The sequence below is a fragment of the Streptomyces sp. TOM-9 genome (genome assembly GCF_056858595.1).
In genome coordinates this window covers 3484052-3505100 of sequence record NZ_JBXEQB010000001.1, presented here as the reverse complement: position 1 = coordinate 3505100, position 21049 = coordinate 3484052, and the positions used below count along the sequence as shown (strand labels likewise).

General features: G+C 73.9%; 21 protein-coding genes and 3 tRNA genes. 17 read left to right on the top strand and 7 right to left on the bottom strand.

Going from position 1 to position 21049, the window contains the following annotated elements; genetic code table 11:
- The first annotated feature begins 138 nt into the window (after positions 1–138).
- The 3 genes from AC1VWI_RS16450 to AC1VWI_RS16440 all read left to right on the top strand — a co-directional run bounded on the left by AC1VWI_RS16450 (position 139) and on the right by AC1VWI_RS16440 (position 543).
- Positions 139–211: transfer RNA gene (locus tag AC1VWI_RS16450), tRNA-Asn, on the top strand.
- Between the two features lie 14 nt (positions 212–225).
- Positions 226–298, top strand: a tRNA-Asn gene (locus AC1VWI_RS16445).
- A 168-nt stretch (positions 299–466) separates the two neighbouring features.
- A tRNA-Ile gene (locus tag AC1VWI_RS16440) sits at positions 467–543 on the top strand.
- Positions 544–713: 170 nt separating this feature from the next.
- On the opposite strand, the gene AC1VWI_RS16435 is transcribed toward AC1VWI_RS16440, so the two are convergent.
- Positions 714–1967: a glycoside hydrolase family 88 protein gene (locus AC1VWI_RS16435; RefSeq protein ID WP_499511766.1), complete on the bottom strand. Its 1254-nt coding sequence runs from the start codon at positions 1965–1967 to the stop codon at positions 714–716.
- Positions 1968–2194: 227 nt separating this feature from the next.
- Here AC1VWI_RS16435 and AC1VWI_RS16430 point away from each other — a divergent pair, with 227 nt between their 5' ends.
- From AC1VWI_RS16430 to AC1VWI_RS16420, 3 genes are all read left to right on the top strand, one after another.
- Entirely contained in the window at positions 2195–3508 is a 1314-nt protein-coding gene (locus tag AC1VWI_RS16430) for an alginate lyase family protein (RefSeq protein WP_499511765.1), read from the top strand.
- A 265-nt stretch (positions 3509–3773) separates the two neighbouring features.
- Positions 3774–4154: a hypothetical protein gene (locus AC1VWI_RS16425; protein WP_499511764.1), complete on the top strand. Its 381-nt coding sequence runs from the start codon at positions 3774–3776 to the stop codon at positions 4152–4154.
- Between the two features lie 16 nt (positions 4155–4170).
- Entirely contained in the window at positions 4171–5082 is a 912-nt protein-coding gene (locus AC1VWI_RS16420; RefSeq protein WP_499511763.1) for an NmrA family NAD(P)-binding protein, read from the top strand.
- A gap of 43 nt (positions 5083–5125) precedes the next feature.
- Here AC1VWI_RS16420 and AC1VWI_RS16415 read toward each other — a convergent pair whose 3' ends face one another.
- Both AC1VWI_RS16415 and AC1VWI_RS16410 read right to left on the bottom strand, forming a co-directional pair.
- Positions 5126–5728: a hypothetical protein gene (locus AC1VWI_RS16415; protein ID WP_499511762.1), complete on the bottom strand. Its 603-nt coding sequence runs from the start codon at positions 5726–5728 to the stop codon at positions 5126–5128.
- Positions 5725–7437 carry a PHP domain-containing protein gene (locus tag AC1VWI_RS16410; protein WP_499511761.1) on the bottom strand — a complete coding sequence of 571 codons (1713 nt, stop codon included), beginning with the start codon at positions 7435–7437 and terminating at the stop codon, positions 5725–5727. Before AC1VWI_RS16410 ends, AC1VWI_RS16415 begins: the two co-directional genes overlap by 4 nt.
- 590 nt (positions 7438–8027) lie before the next feature.
- On the opposite strand from AC1VWI_RS16410, the gene AC1VWI_RS16405 reads away from it, so the two are divergent.
- Both AC1VWI_RS16405 and AC1VWI_RS16400 read left to right on the top strand, forming a co-directional pair.
- A complete protein-coding gene (locus AC1VWI_RS16405) occupies positions 8028–8321 on the top strand; it encodes a hypothetical protein (RefSeq protein ID WP_499511760.1) in 294 nt (97 codons plus the stop codon).
- A 67-nt stretch (positions 8322–8388) separates the two neighbouring features.
- Complete coding sequence (locus tag AC1VWI_RS16400) at positions 8389–9618, top strand: cytochrome P450 family protein (protein ID WP_499511759.1); 1230 nt, start codon at positions 8389–8391, stop codon at positions 9616–9618.
- An 18-nt stretch (positions 9619–9636) separates the two neighbouring features.
- Here AC1VWI_RS16400 and AC1VWI_RS16395 read toward each other — a convergent pair whose 3' ends face one another.
- The gene (locus tag AC1VWI_RS16395) at positions 9637–10296 is read right to left on the bottom strand and encodes a YoaK family protein (protein WP_499511758.1); all 660 of its coding nucleotides are present in this window, start codon (positions 10294–10296) and stop codon (positions 9637–9639) included.
- Positions 10297–10421: 125 nt separating this feature from the next.
- Here AC1VWI_RS16395 and AC1VWI_RS16390 point away from each other — a divergent pair, with 125 nt between their 5' ends.
- From AC1VWI_RS16390 to AC1VWI_RS16360, 7 genes are all read left to right on the top strand, one after another.
- Positions 10422–11423, top strand: coding sequence for a Dyp-type peroxidase (locus AC1VWI_RS16390; protein ID WP_499511757.1), 1002 nt, complete (start codon positions 10422–10424; stop codon positions 11421–11423).
- Entirely contained in the window at positions 11420–12220 is an 801-nt protein-coding gene (locus AC1VWI_RS16385) for a family 1 encapsulin nanocompartment shell protein (RefSeq protein WP_499511756.1), read from the top strand. Before AC1VWI_RS16390 ends, AC1VWI_RS16385 begins: the two co-directional genes overlap by 4 nt.
- Before the next feature lie 43 nt (positions 12221–12263).
- A complete protein-coding gene (locus AC1VWI_RS16380) occupies positions 12264–12464 on the top strand; it encodes a hypothetical protein (protein WP_499511755.1) in 201 nt (66 codons plus the stop codon).
- 249 nt (positions 12465–12713) lie between these two features.
- A complete protein-coding gene (locus AC1VWI_RS16375; RefSeq protein ID WP_499511754.1) occupies positions 12714–13619 on the top strand; it encodes a cupin domain-containing protein in 906 nt (301 codons plus the stop codon).
- Positions 13616–14914, top strand: coding sequence for a beta-ketoacyl-[acyl-carrier-protein] synthase family protein (locus AC1VWI_RS16370; RefSeq protein WP_499511753.1), 1299 nt, complete (start codon positions 13616–13618; stop codon positions 14912–14914). The genes AC1VWI_RS16375 and AC1VWI_RS16370 overlap by 4 nt, the downstream gene beginning before the upstream one ends.
- Positions 14911–16164: a beta-ketoacyl synthase N-terminal-like domain-containing protein gene (locus tag AC1VWI_RS16365; protein WP_499511752.1), complete on the top strand. Its 1254-nt coding sequence runs from the start codon at positions 14911–14913 to the stop codon at positions 16162–16164. The genes AC1VWI_RS16370 and AC1VWI_RS16365 overlap by 4 nt, the downstream gene beginning before the upstream one ends.
- A 134-nt stretch (positions 16165–16298) precedes the next feature.
- Positions 16299–16583, top strand: coding sequence for a hypothetical protein (locus AC1VWI_RS16360; RefSeq protein WP_499511751.1), 285 nt, complete (start codon positions 16299–16301; stop codon positions 16581–16583).
- A gap of 132 nt (positions 16584–16715) precedes the next feature.
- Here AC1VWI_RS16360 and AC1VWI_RS16355 read toward each other — a convergent pair whose 3' ends face one another.
- Positions 16716–17009 (bottom strand): hypothetical protein, encoded by a 294-nt coding sequence (locus AC1VWI_RS16355; RefSeq protein ID WP_499511750.1) that lies wholly within the window; start codon positions 17007–17009, stop codon positions 16716–16718.
- A 62-nt stretch (positions 17010–17071) separates the two neighbouring features.
- Positions 17072–17347, bottom strand: coding sequence for a chaplin (locus AC1VWI_RS16350; protein WP_499511749.1), 276 nt, complete (start codon positions 17345–17347; stop codon positions 17072–17074).
- A 307-nt stretch (positions 17348–17654) separates the two neighbouring features.
- On the opposite strand from AC1VWI_RS16350, the gene AC1VWI_RS16345 reads away from it, so the two are divergent.
- On the top strand, positions 17655–19154 hold the full coding sequence (locus tag AC1VWI_RS16345) for a S8 family peptidase (protein WP_499511748.1): 1500 nt from the start codon (positions 17655–17657) through the stop codon (positions 19152–19154).
- A 60-nt stretch (positions 19155–19214) separates the two neighbouring features.
- Here AC1VWI_RS16345 and AC1VWI_RS16340 read toward each other — a convergent pair whose 3' ends face one another.
- Entirely contained in the window at positions 19215–19556 is a 342-nt protein-coding gene (locus AC1VWI_RS16340) for a chaplin (RefSeq protein ID WP_499511747.1), read from the bottom strand.
- Positions 19557–19756: 200 nt separating this feature from the next.
- Between AC1VWI_RS16340 and AC1VWI_RS16335 the strand changes: the two genes are divergently transcribed.
- Positions 19757–21001, top strand: a complete 1245-nt coding sequence (locus tag AC1VWI_RS16335) for a glycoside hydrolase family 6 protein (protein ID WP_499511746.1) — start codon at positions 19757–19759, stop codon at positions 20999–21001.
- The last annotated feature ends 48 nt before the right edge of the window (positions 21002–21049 follow it).

Sequence of the window (21049 nt, the reverse complement as noted above, 5' to 3'; positions counted from 1 at the left end):
CTACCCGTCGTGGCCTGCGGACAACCACGGAGATACCGGTTGGCGGAGCACCCCCCACCTTGCGCTAATGTATGTGTCGCAGCGAGCGCACGCCGTCCGGGATGCCGGAAACGGGTGCATTCGGTGCAAGCGGAGCGATCCCCTGTAGCTCAATTGGCAGAGCAGCCGGCTGTTAACCGGCAGGTTACTGGTTCGAGTCCAGTCGGGGGAGCTCGCGCTCCTCTATCCCCTGTAGCTCAATTGGCAGAGCAGCCGGCTGTTAACCGGCAGGTTACTGGTTCGAGTCCAGTCGGGGGAGCAGCGGTCAAGGACCCCCGCGGGGGTCCTTTTTCGTGTCCCCGGGAACCGATCGTCCGGTGAGCGCAGTCCACCAGGTGGTGCGTCTGTGACCCGCGAGGGCGACAGATCGTATGAGCAGCTATGCTGCGGCAGACGGCGTGCACGGGATGGTGACGGCACGCCGTACGGGGCGGTAGCTCAGCCGGTTAGAGCAGCGGACTCATAATCCGTCGGTCGTGGGTTCGAGTCCCACCCGCCCCACCAGTGTTCACAACGGCCGGGGCCGCCGCGGGTTACGCGGCGGCCCCGGCCGGTTGTGCGTGGCGGGTGCTCCGGGCGGTGGCGGGAGCTGTGGGGGCGTCAACCGCCCTGGTGCGCGGCCGCGTTCGCCGTATGGAGGCCGCGCGGGGAATCCGGCGTCGTCGGACGGAGCGTCACACCGTGGACAGGTCGATCGCCCGGTCGGCGTCCTCGGGGCGCAGCACGCGGAGGATGCCCTCCAGGAGGTAGTAGTCGGCGTAGGGGACGGAGACCTCGACGCCGTCCTCGGCGGGGCGGTTGCGGGTGCAGCGGGCGACGACGGCCTGGGCGCGGGTGGAGCGGGTGGTCAGGCAGGTGCGGGACAGGGCGAGGAGCAGCTGCAGGGCGCTCTCGCGGTAGCGGGCCGTGCCGGTGGCCGCGGCGAGGTCGAGCAGGCCGCAGGCCATGACCGCGCCGGCCGAGGCGTCCTTGACGTCGTTCGGCTGCTGCGGGGCGAGGTAGTCCCAGACGGGCACGTGATCGGGCGTCAGCGCGCCGAGCGCGAACTCCGCGAGCCTGCGGGCGGTGGCGAGGAACTCCGGATGGCCGGTGCGGCGGAACATCGTGGTGAAGCCGTAGACGCCCCAGGCCTGGCCGCGGGACCAGCAGGAGGCGGGGCTGTAGCCCTGCACGGTGTTGGGCCCGACGGGGGCGCCGGTGGCCGGGTCGAAGTCGAAGACGTGCGGGGTGGAGCCGTCGGGCCGCAGGAAGTGGCGCTGGGTGGTCCGCGCGTGCGCGACGGCGATGTCGAGGTAGGCCGGGTCCCCGGTCTGCCGGCCGGCGAAGGCCAGGAGGTCGAGGTTCATCATCGTGTCCATGATGACCCGGCCCGCGTTGTCGGCGCTGCCGAGCGCGCCCCAGGCCCGGATGAAGCGGCCTGCCGTGTTGTACCGCTTGATCAGGGAGGACGCCGCCTGCAGGGCGCCGTCGCGCCACTTGGAGTCGCCGGTCAGGCGCCAGGCGGTCACCCAGGACGGGGAGAAGAGGAAACCGAGGTCGTGCGTGCCGGTGTCGGTGCGCCGGGGCGCCAGCCGTTCCGCGGCGGCGAGGGCCAGGGAGCGGAACTGCGCGTCGCCGCTGTGCAGCCACGCCATCCACAGCGTGCCGGGCCAGAACCCGCCGACCCAGTCGCCGCCCGCGGAGTAGGTCCACTTCTCGAACTTCGTGATGACCGGGAACGAGGTCACCCCGGGTGCCACCGCGCGCAGCTTCGCCACCGCGTAGTCCGCCGCCTCCCGCAGCGTGCGGGTGGTCGCGGCCGGGTCGTCGGCGTACGCGGTGTGCGCGGTGTGTGCGGGGGGTGCGGCCTGTGCCGGGGGAGCGAGCGCGGTGGTCGCCGCGGCGGCGCCGGCGGCGGTGGTCAGCAGATGGCGCCGGGAGATGCCCATGGGTGCCTGCCATTCGGAGTGGGGGTTCGCGAGGAGGCCAGCGTCAGAGTGGCATGCCTATGACAGTGATGTACACCTACATGGCGTGAGTTCCTGTACGTGAACAAATAATCGTCGACGGTGGCTGGAGGGGCGCTCTTGACGGCCCGTCGAAGCCGACCTAGGTTCCGGTGGCGCGTTCGTGGAGTTGTGTGTCGTTCATATATGAAGACAGAGGGAGAAGAGACATGCACACCCCTTGGGGCCACTCCCGGCGCCGCCGCGCAGGCGTCGTCGCCGTCCTCGCGGCCCTCCTCGTCCCGCTGGCCTCCGCCGCCCCGGCCGCGGCCCGGCCGGACGGGCGCCACGTCCCGGCCGGCGGGCCCACCACGGCACCGCGGACGGTCGTCCTCGACGGGAAGGACCTGGTACGGGCGAAGGCCCGGCTGCGCGCCGGCGATCCGCGGTCCCGCCGCGCCCTGCGGGACCTCGTCGTCCAGGCCGACGCCTGGCTGGGGCAGGGCCCCTGGACGGTCGTGGACAAGGACCGCGTCCCGCCCAGCGGTGACCCGCACGACTACTTCAGCCAGGCCCCCTACTGGTGGCCCGGCTCGCCCAGGACCCCGGACAACCCCCAGGGCTGCCCGTACGTGCAGCGCGACGGGGAGCGCAACCCCGAGGTCGACGGGCTCACCGACCACGACGAGCGGGGCAAGGTATTCGAGTCGGCCTACGAACTCTCCCTCGCCTGGTACTACACCGGAAGGCGCGCCTACGCCGAGCACGCCGCCCGCATCCTGCGCACCTGGTTCGTCGACCCGGCGACTCGGATGAACCCGAACCTGGGCAACGCGCAGGCCATCCCGTGCCGTTACGACGGGCGTGCCATCGGCATCATCGACTTCTCCCAGGGCTTCACCAGCCTCCTCGACGCCACCGCCGTCCTCGATCTGGGCGCCCCCGGCTGGTCGGCGCGGGACCGTGACGGCATGCGGACCTGGGAGAACGGGTTCCTGGACTGGCTGGTGGACAGCGACTTCGGCAGGCAGGAGGGCGCCGCCGCCAACAACCACGGCACCTTCCACCACATGCAGGTCGCCGCGCTCGCCGCCGCCACCGGCCGCACCGCGCTCGCCCGGCAGACCGTCACCGCCGCGCGGGCCGGGCTGATCGACCCTCAGATCAGCGCCGACGGCAGCCAGCCGCAGGAGCTGGCGCGCACCCGCAGCTGGCACTACTCCACCTTCAACCTGGTGGCCTTCACCCGGCTCGCCGCCGTGGGCGACCACGTGGGCGTCGACCTGTGGCACCACACGGGCCCGGGCGGCGCGTCATTGCGGAGGGCCGTCGACTTCCTGCTGCCGGCCGCCACCGGTGCCGGGCCATGGCCCCACCCCGAGCTGGACTTCCACGCCTACGCCGCCTCCGACCTCGTCCACGCCGCCGCCGACCACGGCGACCGGCGGGCACGCGCCGCGCTCGCGGACCTGGAGGCGCCCCCGGGCGGCGACCTGTGGGCGCTGCGGCCCGCACCGGAGCAACTGGACGGCATCACGGGCTGAACGGGGACGGCCGGGGCCCCGGTTCCCTCCGGATGCGCCATCCGGGTGACTGTGATGTGCTGGACCTGTCGATGACGGCCCGGCACCGCGATCCGGGTGCAACGGGCCCCGGCCATCCCGCCCCTCCCCAGGGGGCCGGTGATCCGCGCTCCCTCGCAGGCACCGTCGTGTGCCCGGTGCCTCGGGAGCGCCGGCACCGAACCGGCACCGACCGATCCAACCGATCCGACCAACCGATCCGACCACCCGATCCGAGGTGGAGTCCATGGCTCTCGCGAAGAAGCTCGCCGCAGGAACGATCGCCGCGCTCGCGACGGGGGCCCTGGTCCTCGGCGGCACCGGTACGGCGGTCGCCGACGACGGCTGCCACGCCGGGAGCGGACAGGACGGTTCCGTGTCGCACTGCCTGCCGGGCGACTCGGGGTGGACCGCGGAGGACGTCCAGGAGGCGCTGCAGTCCTTCCTGCAGGCCCATCCGGACATCGCCGCCGATCCCCATGTGCAGGCCTTCGCCGCCCTCGCCACGCAGTGGCTGGAGGCGCACCCGGGCATGACGCAGGACCAGTTGGCGGCGGCGCTGGAGCCGGTCGTCTCCTGCCTGGAGGCGGGCGGCGCACCGGAGTCCTGCGTGATGTCGCCGTCCTGACGGAAGGGCCGGGACGATGCCGGACAGCCCGATGATCCTCGTGACCGGCGCCGCCGGGAGCGTGGGGGCGGTCGGGCACAGGACCGTCGAATTGCTGAGGGAACGCGGCTTCCCCGTCCGCGCCTTCGTCCACCGCGAGGACGAGCGGGCGGTTCAACTGCGCGACACCGGGGCGGAGGTGTTCGCCGGCGACCTGACCAGGACCGCGGACGTCGCGCGGGCCGCCGAGGGCTGCGGCCGGATGTACTTCGGGATGGGCGTGTCGGCGCAGTACCTGCAGGCCGCCGCGACGACGGCGGCCGTGGCCCGCGCGCACGGCGGGCTCGACGTGCTGGTCAACATGTCGCAGATGACGGTGTCCCAGATGAACCTCACCAGCACGTCGGAGTCGAAGCAGCAGTGGCAGCAGTGGCTGGCGGAGCAGGTCATGGACTGGTCGGGGGTGCCGGTCTGCCACATCCGGCCGACGGTCTTCATGGAGAACCCGCTCTTCCTCGGCCTCGGTTTCCGCTCGGTCGCCCGGGACGGAACGATCCGCCTGCCCTTCGGCGACGCGCGGACCTCGCCCGTCGCGGCCCGGGACGTCGCCGAGGTGGTCACGGCGGTGCTGGCCGAACCGGCCTCGCACGTCGGCCGGGTCCACGAGCTGACCGGGGCCGAGTCCCGGGACATGACGGCGATCGCCGCCGAGTTCACCGAGGTGCTGGGGCGGAAGGTCGACTACGTCGACGTGCCGTACGAGGAGTGGGCCGGGGAACTGGACGCCCTGGGGCTCCCCGAGCACGTACGGCAGCACATCGCCACCATGGCCCGCCTCCACGCGGCGAACCGGTACGACCGCGCGACCGACGACGTCAGGGAGATCCTGGGCAGACCGGCCTCCGGCATACGCGAGTTGGTCGAGGAGCACCCGGAGGTGTTCGGCTGACGCCCCCGGCGGACCGCGTCGCCGGTGGTCCGTCAGCGGTCCGTCAGTGGTCCGCGCAACAGGGCGTCGGGTTCGCCACCTCGAACGGGGCCAGACGCCCGCCCACCGCGGGGACCAGCGGCAGGACCAGTTCTCCGGCCCGCCACTCGGGGCGGACGTGGTCGCCGGTGAGGACCTCGGCGTCCGGCGCGGGCCGCTCGTCCGCGGGGGAGCCGAGCACGACGAGCCGCGTGATCGCGGTGCGGGCCAGCAGGTTGGCCACGGTGACCGTACCGGTGAGGCCGCCGACGCCCGGGTAGACCACGGCCCGGCCGCCGTTGAGCGCCGCGGCCTCGGCGGCGGCACCGGCCGCCGCCTCGGCCAGCGGGGCCGGGCCGTGGCAGCCGCGGCCGGCCAGGAAGACGCCCAGCGGGGCGCCGGTCCCCTTGGTCTCCGTGAGCGAGAGCCACGCCGTCTGCGCGGCGGCGGGGTCCGGCAGCGTCAGGGAGACCGCCGTGTGCGGATCGCCGCCGCGGACCAGGTGCGTGCACGCGAGAGTGCCCGCGGGGAGGCCGAGCCGGTCCACCAGGTGGTGGACCAGGTGGTCGGCCTCCCGCAGGCCGGGGGAACCGGCGTCCACGCCGAGGACCGTGGGGGCCGTCGTCACGAGGGCAGCACCCAGATCGGGTTGGTGTAGAACCACAGGTCCTTCCAGGGGTCGGCGTCGCCGAGGACGTCGATCGCCGGGCCGGCCGGGTCCACGGCGGCGCCGTTGATGCCGACGGCGCCGCGGTTGCCGTCCGTGCCGCGCAGCCGGACGTAGAGCGGCTTGTCGACGCGGCCCAGGGAGTACGTGAGCCGCACCGACCCCGTCGACCGGCCCACCTCGAAGGACTTCACGACCCTGGTGTCCGGGGTGGCGAAGGTGTCCTTGTCGGAGACCCGGCCGGTGACCGCGCCGCGGATGACGTCCACCCGGGCCAGCTCCGGTACGAACTGGGCCCAGTTGGGGCCGTTCGCCAGGTCGATGTCGACGACGAGGTCGACCTTGTCGCCGCGGCGGACCCGCAGCATGCCGCCGAGCGTCTGCTCGTGCCCGCCGGAGCGCAGCCGTGCGTCGACCCCGCTGATCAGCCCGCCGTGGTCGACCCAGACGCGGCCCTCGCGGATGCCGTCCATGACCGCCCGGTACGAGAAGCCGGCGGCCCCGACGTGGGTGCGGCTGTACTGGCCCGGCCAGAAGTCGCCGTCGGTCAGGCTGAGTCCGCCGCCGTAGACCGGGTCGTCGTAGTGGCCCTGGGTGGCGAAGTCGCCGCCGCCGCGGACGGCGGTGTCGGCGTACACGTTGTGCGCGTCGGAGTTGGCGGTGATCCACCAGGGCTTGCCCTCGGCGAGGAGGCTGTCCCACAGGCCGCCGACGGTGGCGGTCATCCAGTCGAAGCCGCCCCAGGTGCGGTAGCTCTCCAGCGGGTAGCCGGGCCAGGACTGGGCGCTCGGGCTGCTGTCGTAGAAGCCGCGGCCGGAACCGGGGCCCTGCGGTGCGGGCAGGCCGGCGGCCTGGTGGCCGGGCGCGCCCTCCATGCCGACCGCGATGGTGGGCTGGGCGTCGCGCCAGGCGCGGATCTCGTGCGGGGAGTCCAGGCCCTTGCGCGCCGGGTGGTTGGCCAGGAACAGCGCGTCCTGGACCTTCTTGCGGCGGACGGCGTCGGCGAGGAAGTCCAGACCCGCGACGGCCAGCGCCTCGTTGGCGGGGGTGGGCGCGGTGGCGCCCTTGACCGAGCCGTCGAAGGAGTTCTCGAACTCCTTCAGCACGGCGACCTCGTTGCGGCCGGGGTGGACGAAGACCGTGCCGTGCTCGGCGGCGGGGATGTTCCACTCCAGGCCCTGGAAGACCAGGGTGTCGGAGATCTCCCCGCGGGCCGCGACGATCTGCGGGTTGACCTTCTCCACGCCGATCTTGGCGTGCTGCTCGCTGCCGTGGTCGGTGATGACCATCCAGTCCAGGCCGTTGGCGTTGGCGTGGCGGACGTGGTCGATGACGCGGTACTTGGCGTCGGAGCTGAACTGGGTGTGGATGTGGTGGTCGCCGGCCAGCCACAGGTAGCCACCGGGGCGCGTCGCGCCGTGCCCCTGGTGCCCCTGCGGGGAGGAGCCGTGGGCGGCGGCCTGGCCGGCACCGGCGAGCACGCTGCCCGCGGCCAGCCCGGCGCCGAGCAGTCCGGTGCGGCGCAGCATGGAGCGCCGGGAGAGCTGGCCCGGGGTCAGTTCCTCGTCCGGGACCGAGAGGTCGAGCGCCGGCGGCAGGGACTCCGTGCCGTCGCCGTGGTGGTGGTGAGCGTGGCTGTGGTCGTGCCCGTGCTGGTGGCCGTGGCCCATGATCCGCTCCTTGCCCTCCGCGAGGGCGCCGGTCCGCGCTGACTGGGGCGTGCGTCAGGAGAGCCTGCGGATGCCGGATGAACTCCCCGGGCCACGTGGGTGGACACCACCGGGCCGCGACATGTGGGCTGGGACACGGGGAACGGAGGTGATCACTCCACCGCGGTGCGGAGGCGGTTGCCGGCCGGGGCGTCGTGGAGCCGTTCCCTGGAGGGGAGTCGGGTGTGCGGGCCGGTGGCGCGGGGTTGCGGTGTCCGTGCGGTCGCGCGGTACTGGGCCGGCGTGCGCCGCACCGGGTGTCGCCGCCGCGGCGCGCACGAACCGGGCGGCGCCGACGGCCACGCGGAGCCTGGCGAGGCGGTCGGGCCGGGTCCGGCTCACGGCACACCCTCCGGCCCGCGAGGGCCCCGCGAACGCGACCGTGCCGCGCGGCGGGACGGCGGACGTCCTCCCCGGCCCGTGGCGGCTCCGTGCCCGTTCCGCCCGCGGGCACCGGCTGTCGCTGCCCCGTTCACCGGGCGTTCCTTCGCCCGCCCGGCACATGTGTCACCCTTGCGTTCCCCCCTTTCGATGTGATCAAGGAAGTCCGCATGGCCCAGCTGCCCGATCTCCTGCCCGATTCCGCCGGGAAGCCCGACAGATGGGCCCGGTTCCGGGGACTTCCCCCGTGGCAGGTCGTGGGTTCGGTCCTTCCGCTGGTGCTGATCATCGTCGGCGGGCTCCTCGGCGGACTCGCCGGCGGACTGGGCACCATGATCAACCTGAAGATCGCCCGCACCGGGCTGGCCCCCGCGGTGAAGGCGCTCGCCATGGCGGGCGTCGTCCTCGCGGCCGCGACCGCCTACCTCGTCGCAGCCGCCCTCCTCTCGGCGGCGCTCGGTTAGGGCCCCCGAGGCGGCCGCCCGAGGGCGCGGGGCCGGAGCGCCACGATCCGGCTCTTAGGGTGGGGGCATGGCCTCCTCGACCCCGCCGAACGCCGCTCCGGACGCAACACCGCCCGGGCAGGTTCCCGTTGACCCCGCCGAGCTGATCGCCGACCCCTACGGGGCGTACGGCAGGCTCCGCGAGGCCGGTCCCGTCCACCGCGTCACCGGCACCGACGGGCGTCCCGCCTGGGTGGTCACCCGGTACGAGGACGTGCGCCAGGCGCTCGGCGACCCGCTGCTGTCCCTGGACAAGCGCAACGCCCTGCCCGGCAACTACTCGGGGTTCGCGCTGCCGCCCGCCCTCGACGCCAACCTGCTGAACATGGACCCGCCGGACCACACCCGCATCCGGCGCCTGGTGTCGCAGGCCTTCACCCCGCGCCGCGTCGCGGACCTGCGCGAGCCGGTCCGGCGTACGGCCGCCGAACTCCTGGACGCCGTGGCCCCCGACGGCCGCGCCGACCTGATCGCCGCCTATGCCGCGCCACTGCCGATCCGCGTGATCTGCGACCTGCTCGGCGTCGCCCCCGGCGACCGCCGCGACTTCCGGGGCTGGACGGACGCCCTGGTCGCCCCGGACCCGTCGCGGCCCTCGGCGGCGAAGGAGGCGGTCGCCGCCATGCTCGCGTACTTCGGGCAGCTCATCGCGCGCAAGCGCGCCCACCCCGAGGACGACCTGCTCTCCGCGATGATCGCGGCCCGCGACGACGGCGACCGGCTCAGCGAGGACGAGCTGATGTCGCTGACCTTCCTCGTCCTGTTCGCCGGGTACGAGAACACCGTGCAGCTCATCGGCAACGCCGTCCTGGCGCTGCTGACGCACCCCGGGCAACTGGCCGCCCTGCGGGCCGAGCCGGGCGGGGCCGCGGCGGCGGTCGAGGAGCTGACCCGCTGGGACGGGCCGGCGCCGCTGGCCATCCGGCGCTTCCCGCTGGAGGACGTCACCATCGGCGGCGTGACGGTCCCGGCCGGCGAGACGGTGCTGCTGTCGCTGGCCGCGGCCAACCGCGACCCCGCGCGCTTCCCCGAGCCCGACCGGCTCGACCTCGGCCGCGCCGACACCGCGCACCTCGGCCTCGGGCACGGCATCCACTACTGCCTCGGTGCTCCGCTGGCCCGGCTGGAGACCGGGATCGCGCTCACCGAGCTGCTGGCCCGCTTCCCGGGGCTCGCCCTGGACGCGGACCCTGCGCAGCTGCGGTGGCGCCCGTCGATGCGCACCCGCGGCCTGGTGGCCCTCCCGGTCCGTTTCTGACCGGCGGTACGGGAGGGGTCACCGGCGGGCGGCGACGGTCGCCGCCACGGCCACCGCCAGCGCGCACCCGGTGGCCGCGCCCAGGGCGGCGGGCGGTGCCACCAGGAGCACCAGGAGGCCCCCGGCCAGGGCGCCGGCCACCAGGGCGGCGACGCTCAGTGCCTGGCGTACGGCCATCCGCCGGTCGTGCGCCGTGGCACCGGTGCCGCTGAGCAGCCCGACCAGGGTGCGGGTCATCACGGTCGTGGTCAGGCCCGCGACGCCGACGCGTCCGGCCATCGCGTTCTGGATGCCCATCGCCACCGCGCAGACCACCACCAGCACGCGCCGCGGCCCGTCCAGCGCGTGCAGTGCCGTGGCCGAGGCCAGCAGCGCGGTCTCGCACACCGCGGCCGCGCTCACCAGCGCGATCGGGCGGGCCGGCCGGGCCAGTGCCGCCCGGCAGAAGAGGATGCCCACGGCGAAGCCGCCGAGGGCCACCAGCGAGGTGACGACCGAGAACTGGGGCGCCCCGGCCAGGCCGAGGCTGACGAAGACCAGGTTGCCCGTCATGTTCGCCACGAAGACATGGCCCAGGCTGAGGATGCTCACGGCGTCGACCAGCCCGCTGAGCACGGTGAGGACGAGCAGCAGCACGGTCAGCAGGCGCTGCCGGTCCGCTTCCGGGCCACCGCTCATGTCCAGCCGCCTTCCGCAGGGGTTCGCCGCCGCTCCTGGTCAGGATGCACCGGGCCGGGCCCCGGAGCAGACTTGTGCGTGTCCGCCCCGACCCGGGCGCGCCCCCGAACCGAAGGAGCGTGGTGATGGCGGAACCGCTGCCGCAGCCGGTGCTCAGCCCTCTCACCACGTCCGCGATCTTCCTGGTCGTGACGGTCGACCCCGGCGGGGAGACCGCCGTCCGTGATCTGCTGGAGGACCTGTCCGGGCTGCAGCGCTCGGTCGGCTTTGGCACCCCGGACGGGCGGCTGAGCTGTGTCGCCGGGGTGGGGTCGAACGTGTGGGGCCGCCTCTTCGGCGGGCCGCGCCCCGCCGGACTGCACCCCTTCACCGAGCTGACCGGGCCCCGCCACCAGGCGCCCGCCACCGCGGGCGACCTGCTCTTCCACATCCGGGCCGGCCGGCTGGACCTGTGCTTCACCCTGGCCCAGCTGGTCATGGACCGGCTGCGCGGCCATGTCACGGTCCGTGACGAGGTGCACGGCTTCAAGTACCTCGACGTCCGCGACCTGCTGGGGTTCGTGGACGGCACGGAGAACCCGGTGGGCCCCGAGGCGACCGAGGCGGTCCTGGTGGGCGACGAGGACCCGGACTTCCGTTGCGGCAGCTACGTGATCGTGCAGAAGTACGTCCACGACCTCGACGCCTGGAACGCCCTGCCCGTGGAGGCGCAGGAGCGGGTGATCGGCCGCAGCAAGCTGGGCAACATCGAGATGGACGACGACGTCAAGCCCGCCGACTCCCACGTCGCCTTGACCACGATCGTCGAACCGGACGGCACCGAACGGCAGATCCTCCGCGACAACATGCCCTTCGGCCGGGTGGGCACCGCCGAGTTCGGGACGTACTTCATCGGCTACGCGCGGACCCCCGAGGTCACCGAGCGGATGCTGCGCAACATGTTCCTCGGCGACGGGCAGGCGAGCCACGACCGGATCCTGGACTTCTCCCGGGCCGTGACCGGCACGCTGTTCTTCGTGCCCTCCGCCGACTTCCTGGACGACCTTCCCGATCCCCCCGCCGTCGCGGCCGCCCCGGCCGCGAAGTCGCTGGGGATCGGCGACCTGAGGAAGACCGTCACATCATGAACAACCTGCACCGGGAACTCGCCCCGATCTCCGAAGCCGCCTGGGACGACCTGGAGGAGGAGGCGCGGCGCACCTTCAAGCGCCATGTCGCCGCCCGCCGCATCGTCGACGTGCCCGAGGCCGCCGGCCCCGAGTTCGCCGGGGTGAACACCGGCCACCTCGACCCGGTCGAGGCGCCCCACGGGGACGTCCTCGCCCGGGTGCGCCGCGCGCAGCCGGTCGTCGAGCTGCGCGTGCCCTTCACGGTCGACCGCAGCGAGGTCGACATCGTCGAGCGCGGTGCCCAGGACGCGGACTGGCAGCCCGTGAAGGACGCCGCCCGGCGCATCGCGTTCACCGAGGACCGGGCGGTCTTCGAGGGGTACGCGGCGGCCGGCATCACCGGCATCCGCGCGAGCGCCTCGAACCCGCCGCTGAGCCTCCCCGCGGACGTGCGCGACTACCCCAACGCCGTCAGCCAGGCCATCTCGGCGCTCCGCCTCGCGGGCGTCGGCGGCCCGTACACGCTCGCGCTGAGCGCCGACGCGTACACCGCCGTCAACGAGACCTCCCACTACGGCTACCCGATCCACGCCCACCTGGCCCGGCTCCTGGACGGGGAGATCGTGTGGGCGCCCGCCATCGACGGGGCCTTCCTGCTCTCCACCCGCGGCGGCGACTTCGAGCTGCGCATCGGCCAGGACGTGTCCATCGGCTACCTGTCGCACGACGACACGAGCGTGCGGCTGTACTTCCAGGAGACCCTCACCTTCCTGGTGCACACGGCGGAGGCGGCGGTCGCGCTCACGGCCGCGTGACGGGTGACGGGTGACGGGCGCCCGGTACGGGTATTCGCCCGTTATGACCGGAAAACACAGGAAGACATCGCTCTGGCCGCACCGTTCCGAGGTCAGGACCGGCGGGCCCGCCCGCCACGCCGCCTCGGCGGGCGCGGACGACGGCGGTCGTGAGCCCGTCCCCGAGGACCTCCCGCCGGCCCACGCCCCCGTGGTGCCCGGCACCCACGTGGACGGCACGGAGGCGCCCCACCACCGCGCGTGAGAGCGGGCCGCACCGGACGCAGGACCGCCTCGTGCCCCGTCCGCCGTCGACCGGCGCCGGATGGGCCGCTGACGGGCCCTCACCAAGTGTGCCCCCGTACGGGTGGAGCGGGCCGCGAGGGCGTGACACGTTCCGTCACCGCGGGGACCGATTGTGTGATTATTCGGCCCGCTCGGTTGGAGGTAGTGCCCCCATGACCTCAGTGACGGAACGTCAGTCCGGCCATCCCGCGGCGGAGGTGCGGACCCGATGACGATGCACACCGAGAACGAGATCGTCATCGACGCGCCCCTGCGGTACGTGTGGCTGCGGACCAACGACGTCGCCGGCTGGCCCACCTTGTTCAGCGAGTACGCCGAGGCCGAGATCATCTCCCAGGAGGGCGACACCACCCGCTTCCGCCTGACCATGCACCCCGACGAGAAGGGCCGCGTCTGGTCCTGGGTGTCCGAGCGCACCGCCGACCCGGCCACCCGTACCGTGCGGGCCCGGCGGCTGGAGACCGGGCCGTTCGAGTTCATGAACATCTACTGGCAGTACGAGGAACTCGGCCCGGAGAGCACCCGCATGCGCTGGCTGCAGGACTTCCGGATGAAGGTGGACGCGCCCGTCGACGACGAGGGCATGCGGCAACGCATCAACAGCAACTCCCGCGTCCAGATGCAGCTGGTCAAGGACCGGCTGGAATCCCGCCGGATCCGTCCCGTCGGCACCCTGGACACCCACGCGGACACCCGCCGCGGCGGCGACATCCGCACCCTGCTGACCACCACCTCGGTCGGCACGACGGACGGGTTCTGCGGCATGGTCACCGTCGGTCCGGGCGAGGCCGTCGCCGAGCACTACCACCCGTACTCGCAGGAGCAACTGGTCGTCGTCGAGGGCGAGGTGCGGGTGGACCTCGACGGCTGCCCGCGCAGCGTCGCCGCCAACGAGGCCCTCCTCGTCCCGCGCGGGGTCCGCCACCGGCTGGTGAACACCTCCGACGCGGTGGCCCGCGCCGTGTTCTTCCTGGCCCCGCTCGCGCCGCGTCCGGAGCTGGGGCACGTCGACACCGAGACCCGCGAGGAGGCCGCCGCCATCGCCCGCGCCGCCACCGCGACGGGTCCGGCGACGGAGGGCCCGGCGCCGGGCCGCGAACTGGTCGACCGGTGACCGCAGGCCGTACCGCGCGCAGGGTGGTGGTGACGGGCGTCGGAGCCGTCGCCGCCGGCGGCGTCGGGCGGGAGGCGTTCTGGGAGCGGATCGTCGGGGGCAGGCCGGCGATCCGCCGGATCACCCGCTTCGACCCCTCGCGGTACCGCTCGCGGATCGCCGCCGAGGCCGACTTCGACCCCCTCGCGGCCGGGCTCACCCCCCGGGAGATACGCCGCAACGGCCGGTTCGCCCAGTTCGCGCTCGCCGCGGCCGCCGAGGCGCTCGCCGACAGCGGGCTGCGCACGCAAGCCGAGGACACCGACCGCATCGGGGTCTGCCTCGGCACCGCCGTCGGCGCCACCGTCACCCTGGAGGACGAGTACGTGGTCGCCAGCGACGGCGGCCGCCACTGGGAGGTCAGCCCGGACCACGGCATGCCCTTCCTCCACCGGGCGATGCACCCCTCCTCGGCCGCCGCCGAACTCTCGCTGCGGCACGGTCTGCACGGCCCTTCCTCCGTCGTCTCCACCGGCTGCACCTCCGGCGTCGACGCGATCGGCTGCGCCTTCCGGACGCTGAGCGACGGCGAGGCCGACGTCATGCTGGCGGGCGCGGGCGAGGCGCCCATCTCCCCGGTCACGGTGGCCTGCTTCGACGCGATCCGCGCCACCACCGCCTTCGCCGGCGACCCCGAGCGGACGCCGGCGCCCTTCGACGCCCGGCGCGACGGCTTCGTCCTCGGCGAGGGCGGCGCCGTGCTCGTCCTGGAGGAACTGGAGCACGCCCGTGCCCGGGGTGCGTCCGTCTACTGCGAGGTGCGCGGCTGGGACAACCGCACCGGCGCCTACCACATGACCGGTCTGCGCCCCGACGGCTACGACCTGAGCGAGGCGATCATCTCCGCCATGTCGGAGGCCGGCATCGTCCCCGAGCAGCTCGACTGGATCAGCGCGCACGGCTCCGGCACGGTGCAGAACGACCGCTACGAGACCGCCGCGTACAAGCGCGCCCTCGGCGAGCACGCGCGCAAGGTCCCGGTCAGCTCCGTCAAGTCCGTCATCGGCCACTGCCTCGGCGCGGCGGGCGCCCTGGAGATGGCCGCCTGCGCCCTCGCCGTGCGGCGGGGGGTGATCCCGCCGACCGCCAACCTCCTGCGGCCCGACCCGCAGTGCGACCTCGACTACACCCCGGTGCTCGCCCGCGAACGGCGGGTGCGGCACGCACTGTCGGTGGCCTGCGGGCTCGGCGGTCTCCAGTCGGCGATGGTCTTCTCGGCCCTGGAGCCGGACCCTGAACGGGAGGCGGAGGCATGAGCACACGCGCGGTCATCAGCGGACTCGGGGTCGTCGCCCCCACCGGTGTCGGCGCCCGCCCCTACTGGCGGGCCACCGTCGCCGGGCGCAACGGCATCCGGCCGCTCGGCAGGCCCGACGCGAGCCGCTCCCCGGTCGTGCTCGCCGGGGAGGTCACCGGGTTCGACGCCGCCCGCTGGATCGACGACACCCTGCGCGCGGAGACCGACCGCTGGACCTGGTTCGCCCTGGCCGCGGCCGAGATGGCGCTGGCCGACGCGGCGCTGCGGCCCGCCGACCACCCCCCGTTCCACCTGTCGGTGGTCACCTCCAGCGGCTCCGGCGGCAACGAGTCCGGCCAGCGGGAGACCCACGCCCTGTGGGCTCGGCAGCCCGGCCAGGCCGGCGCCCACCAGTCCATCGCCTGGTTCCACGCGGCCGGCGCCGCCCAGATCTCCATCCGGCACGGGCTGACCGGCGGCTGCGGCGTCGTCGCCGCGGACGGCGCGGGCGGCCTGGACGCGCTCAAGCACGCCTGGCGGCGGCTGCGGCGCGGCGGCAAGGCCGTGATCGTCGGCGGCACCGAGGCGCCGCTGTCGCCCTTCGCGCTCGCCTGCCAGTCCACCCTGCCCACGGTGCACCGCGGCACCGACCCCGAACGGGCCTACCTGCCCTTCAGCCCGTACGCCTCGGGGTTCGTCCCCGGCGAGGGCGGTGCCCTGATGGTCCTGGAGGAGAAGGCGCACGCCGCCGAGCGCGGGGTGCGCGGTTACGCCGAACTGCTCGGCCACGCCGCCACGCACGACGCGCACCACCACACGGCTCCCGCGCCCGACGGCGTCCAGCTGGCCCGGGCCGTCACCACGGCGCTCGAGCAGGCCGGACGCGCTCCCGGGGACGTGGACGTGGTCTTCGCCGACGGCGCCGGCGACCCGGCCGGGGACGCGGCCGAGGCGGCGGCGCTGCAGCGGGTCTTCGGCGACCGGCTGGCGGAGGTACCGATGACGGTGCCCAAGGCGGGTGTCGGCCGGCTGACCTCCGGCGCCGGCGCGCTGGACGCCGTGACCGCCGCCCTCGCCCTGCGCACCGGCGTGATCCCGCCGACCCGCGGCGGCGACGCGCGGGCCGCCCGCGAGCGGTACGGCGTCCGCCTGGTCACCCGCTGGACACGGCCGGAACGGCTGACGACGGCCGTGGTGCTCGCCCGCGGGACCGGCGGGTTCAACAGCGCCGTCGTCCTCGGTTCGTTGGACGCGGACTCCTCGTATTAGCGGCGTGCCCTACGGCCTGGGAGTGAATGAGGGAAAACCTGGAGCAATGACCGTCACGTCCACCCGGCGGGGGGCGTTGCTCCTGATGTCGGCGTCCGGAGGACGTCGTTGAACTCCCAGAGGAGAAACTCCCCATGCTGAAGAAGGCTCTTGCCTGCGCTTCTCTCGCCGTCGCGGCCACCGGCGCCGTCGTCCCCGCCGCCGTGGCCTCCGACACCTCGGGTGGGAACTACTCGCAGAACGTCAACCTGATCCCGCACCCCTGCCTGGACGTGAAGCGCATCTACGCCCTCAACCCCCTCGCCGTCGACCTGCTGACCGAGACCAGCGGCCAGCAGTGCAACGAGAAGTCGAAGGTCGTCGACGGGCACAAGTCCGCGCTGTCCGACCTGATCGACGCCGGGGCCTACCAGAACTGAGGGACCGGGCACACCGAGGGCCCGGCCCCACGGAACTCCGTGGGGCCGGGCCCTTCCCCCATGCGTGCCGGCACGCACGAGCGGCGGCCGCCCCCGTGGATCGGGGACGGCCGCCGTGGATCCCGCCCGGAATCAGTTCTGGTACGCGCCGACGTCGGCGAGGTCGGACAGCGCCGACTTGTGCCCGTCCACCACGCTGGACTTCTCGTTGCACTGCTGGCCGCTGGTCTCGGTCAGCGCGTCGAGCGCGACAGGGTTGAGGGCGTAGACCCGCTTCACGTCCAGGCAGAGGTGCGGCAGGACGTTGACGTTCTGCGAGTAGTTCCCACCGTGGACGTCGGAGGCCTGTGCGGTCGGCGCGAGGGCCGCGGCGCTGCCCGCGGCGGCCACCGCGAGAGTGGCGCAGGCGAGTGCCTTCTTCAGCATGTTGCGAAGCTCCAGAATGAGGTGCGGACGGATGGCGGGGCGCCCGGGGGCGGGCGCTGCCGTCAGACGTTGAAGCAGGCGTTGCCGGCCGTGGGGTTCAGCAGCGCGCCGGCGTTGATGCCGTTGCCGCAGACGTTGACCGGGATGTTGACCGGGATCTGGATGACGTTGCCGCTGAGCACACCCGGGGAGCCGATGGCCGCACCCTCGGCCGAGGCACCGCCGCGGTCGTAGTGGCGGTCCTTGCCGCCGTCGCTTGCGAGGGCGCCGCCCGCACTGCCCATCACCGCGACACCGGCCGCGACGGTCAGCACTGCGGCCTTCGAGAGACGCTTCACGAGCTCTTCCTTTCCTTGGTCACTGACGTGCGGTCTGGTCAACGACGCGCAAGGCGGGGCGGATGCGGAGCATCACCCGAACAGCCGCCGGAACAGGGCGTCCAGGATGGTCAGCTGATAACCAGAAACCTGGGGGGTCGTCAGATTTGCTACCGGACAAGGAGCTCCGCAGATGCGAATTTCCTTGCGACGGACCGCCTCCGCCGCCCTGATAACTGCTCTTCCCGCCCTCGCCCTGACGGCGCCCCTTCCGAGCGCGGCGGAACCACGGCCCGGTCCTCCCGGAGCGATCCCGGACCAGTACGTCGTGACCCTGGACGACGGCACCGCGCCGCGGACCGTCCTGGACGGTCTGGGCGTGGAGCCGCTCTTCACCTACCGGCACGCGCTTTCCGGCTTCGCCGCCCGGCTCACACCGGCCCAGGTGCAGCGGGTACGCGCCGCGCCCGGCGTCGACCAGGTGGAGCAGGACGCGGTGGTCGCCATCCCGCTCGGCGAGGACGCCCCCGCCGACACCGACCTGGAACCCCCCTACCCGGGCGACGTCCCGGGCGAGCCGACCGGTCCCGTCGACTTCCCCGGCCCCGGCCCGCAACAGGAGGGACCGCAGCAGGCGCCGGCCGAGGGAGCACCCCTGCCGGCGGGACCGGACGGGCAGTCACCCGAGCAGTCGCCTGGGCAGTCACCCGAGCAGGCGATGCCGGAACCGGCCGGTCCGGAGCAGTCGGCTCCGGACCAGACGGTGCCCTACCAGGCGGAGCCGGAACCGGCCAGGCCCGGGCAGGCGGCGCCCGGGCAGTCGGTGCCCGAGCAGTCGGCGCCCGGGCAGTCCGCGCCGGACCCCGCGGCGCCGGGCGAGTCCGTTTCCCCGGTGACCGGGACCAAGCCGGTCCAGGTCCCGCTGACCCCACCCGGCCCCGCCTCGCCCTCGGCCCCCGTACCGGACTCCTCCGGACCGCGGGCGACGGGCGTGCGCGCCCTGGGCGGCTTCACGCCCTGGGGCCTGACCCGGATCAACAACCGGGCCCTCGGGGGCACCGGCTTCTCGGTGCGGGCCACCGGGGCCAAGGTCACCTCGTACATCGTCGACAGCGGCATCGAGTTCTCCCACCCGGACTTCGGCGGTCGTGCCGTGCCCGGGTACGACGCGATCGGCGACGGCCTGGACGGCGGGGACTGCAACGGCCACGGCACCCACGTGGCGGGCGTCGTCGGCGGCACCTACACCGGTGTCGCCCGCAAGACGACGCTGGTGTCGGTGCGGGTCTTCCCGTGCGTCGGGCGCACGTCGACCTCCGCAGTCATCGCGGGCATCGACTGGGTGGCCGGGAACGCGAAGAAGCCCGCCGTGGCGAACCTGTCGCTGTCCGGGCGCTGGTCGCCGGCGGCCAACCGTGCCGTCGAGGGGCTGGCGGCGGCCGGGGTGTTCCCGGTGGCCGCGGCCGGGAACGACAACCTCAACGCGTGCTTCGTCTCACCGGCCAGCTCGCGGACGGCCTTCACGGTCGGGGCGATCGACCAGGAGGACCGCCGTGCCTGGTTCAGCAACTGGGGCACGTGCGTCGACATCCACGCACCGGGCATGGGCATCCTGTCGGCGTACCTCAACGGCAGCTTCCGCGACATGGACGGCACGTCGATGGCCGCCCCGCACGTCACCGGGATCGCCGCCCTGTACAAGGACACCCACGGGGACGCGTCCTTCACGGCGCTCAGCCAGTGGCTGACCGGTCACGCCCTGCGCAACGTGCCCATCGACGGTGGTTACGGCACCGCGCGGCTGACGGCCTACACGAACGGCCTGTGACATGGCGGGGCCGCCGGAGGAGGTGACCTCCGGCGGCCCCGGCAGGTGTGACGGTTCGCGTCAGCCGTTGATGCAGACGTTGCCCGCGACCGGGTTCAGCAGGCCGATCGCGTTCAGGCCGTTGCCGCAGACGTTGATCGGGACGTTGATGGGCACCTGGATGACGTTGCCGCTCAGGATGCCGGGGGAGCCGGCGGCGATGGCACGGGCGTTGGCACCGCTGCGGCGGTTGCCGTAGCCGTAGCCGTCGAAGCCGTAGCCCTTGCCGTAGCCCTTGCCGTAGCCGTGGCTGCCGCCCTTGCCACCGCCGTCGTAGCCGCTCGCGAGGGCAGTGGTGGCGGAACCGAGGACGAGGGCACCGGTGGCGACCGTCAGGGCGACAGCCTTGGAGAAACGCTTCACTTCTGATCCTTTCGGACTGGAGGGGACCAAAGGTCGTGATCTGACCAACGACCCGATTTGTCCATGGATGCGCATGATCACCCGAATAGTCGTACCGGATTCGGATAGCACATGACGCTTCGTCAGTTATTCGGTCTCCGGGCGACCGTTCGGCGCACCAGAAGCGGCGTGGCCCGGCGGTCGATGTGACGGTAAATCACATGGTTCTCGCTGCGATCGCACGTGCCCGACGGTCCGGCGCACGCACCGTACGCGTGGTGGCCGGGCTGGCCGGAGCGGCGGTGCTGCTGTCACCGGGGTGGACCGCAGGCCCGGCCCTGGCGGAGGCCCCGCCTGCCACCGGGGGGCCCTCCCCGTTCTGGGTGGACCCGGACAGCCGGGCCGCCCGTCAGGCCGACGCCTGGGAGGCCCGCGGCCGGACGGCGGACGCCGCGCTGCTGCGGCGGATCGCCGACCAGCCGCTGGCCACCTGGCTCGACGACCGGACCCCGGACGCCGCGGGCGAGGCCCGCCGGATCACCGCGGCGGCCGAACGCGCCCACCGCATCCCGGTGCTGGTCCTCCACGACCTCCCGCGGCGCGACTGCGTCCGCCGCCCGACCGGCGCCGCCGATGCGGCCGCCTATCGCCGCTGGGTCACCGGCGTCTCCGGCGGCATCGGCGGCCGTCCGGCCGTGGTGGTCCTCGAACCGGACGCGGTCGCCGGCCTGGTGGCCGGCTGCGGGGGAGCCGCCCCCGGGCCGCCCCCGGGCCGGGCGGCGCTGCTGGCCGAGGCCGTGGGGCTCCTCAAGGCACGTACCGGTACCCGGGTCTACCTCGACGCGGGGAACCCGGGGCGGGTCCCCGACCTGCGCGCGCTCGCCGCGGCGCTGCGGCTCGCCGGGATCGGCCGGGCCGACGGCTTCGCGCTGAACGTCGCCGGCTTCCACACCACCGGGGTCAGCACGGAGTACGGCGACCGGCTGTCCGGGCTGCTCGGCGGCGCCCACTACGTCATCGACACCAGCCGCAACGGCAAGGGCCCCTGGGCGGCCGTGCGCAGGAACGCGCAGTCCTGGTGCAATCCGCCGGACCGGGCGCTCGGCCCCGCGCCCACGGTGCGCACCGGCAGTCCGCTGGTGGACGCCTACCTGTGGGTGAAACAGCCCGGTGAGTCCGACGGCGCCTGCCGGGGAGCGCCGCCCGAGGGGCACTGGTGGGCGGCGTACGCGCTCGAACTGGCCCGGGAGGCCGGGCGGCGGCCGGCGGCACGGGCGTTGCGACCCGCCCCCGCCGTACCCACCTGGACCCCGTCGGCGTCCGCCCCGGCTCCGGCGTCCGCCCCGCCCTCTGCGGCTGCCCCGGCTCCGTTGAATGCCCCGGCTTCGGTGGCCGTTCCCTCCAGCTCCCCCTCGGCCGCCCCCGGGGCGGTGCCGTCGAGGCCCGCGGCGCCCGGCGGGAGCTGAGGCGGACGAGGCGAGGACGAAGCAAGGACGGCCGCCCGTACCGGGCGG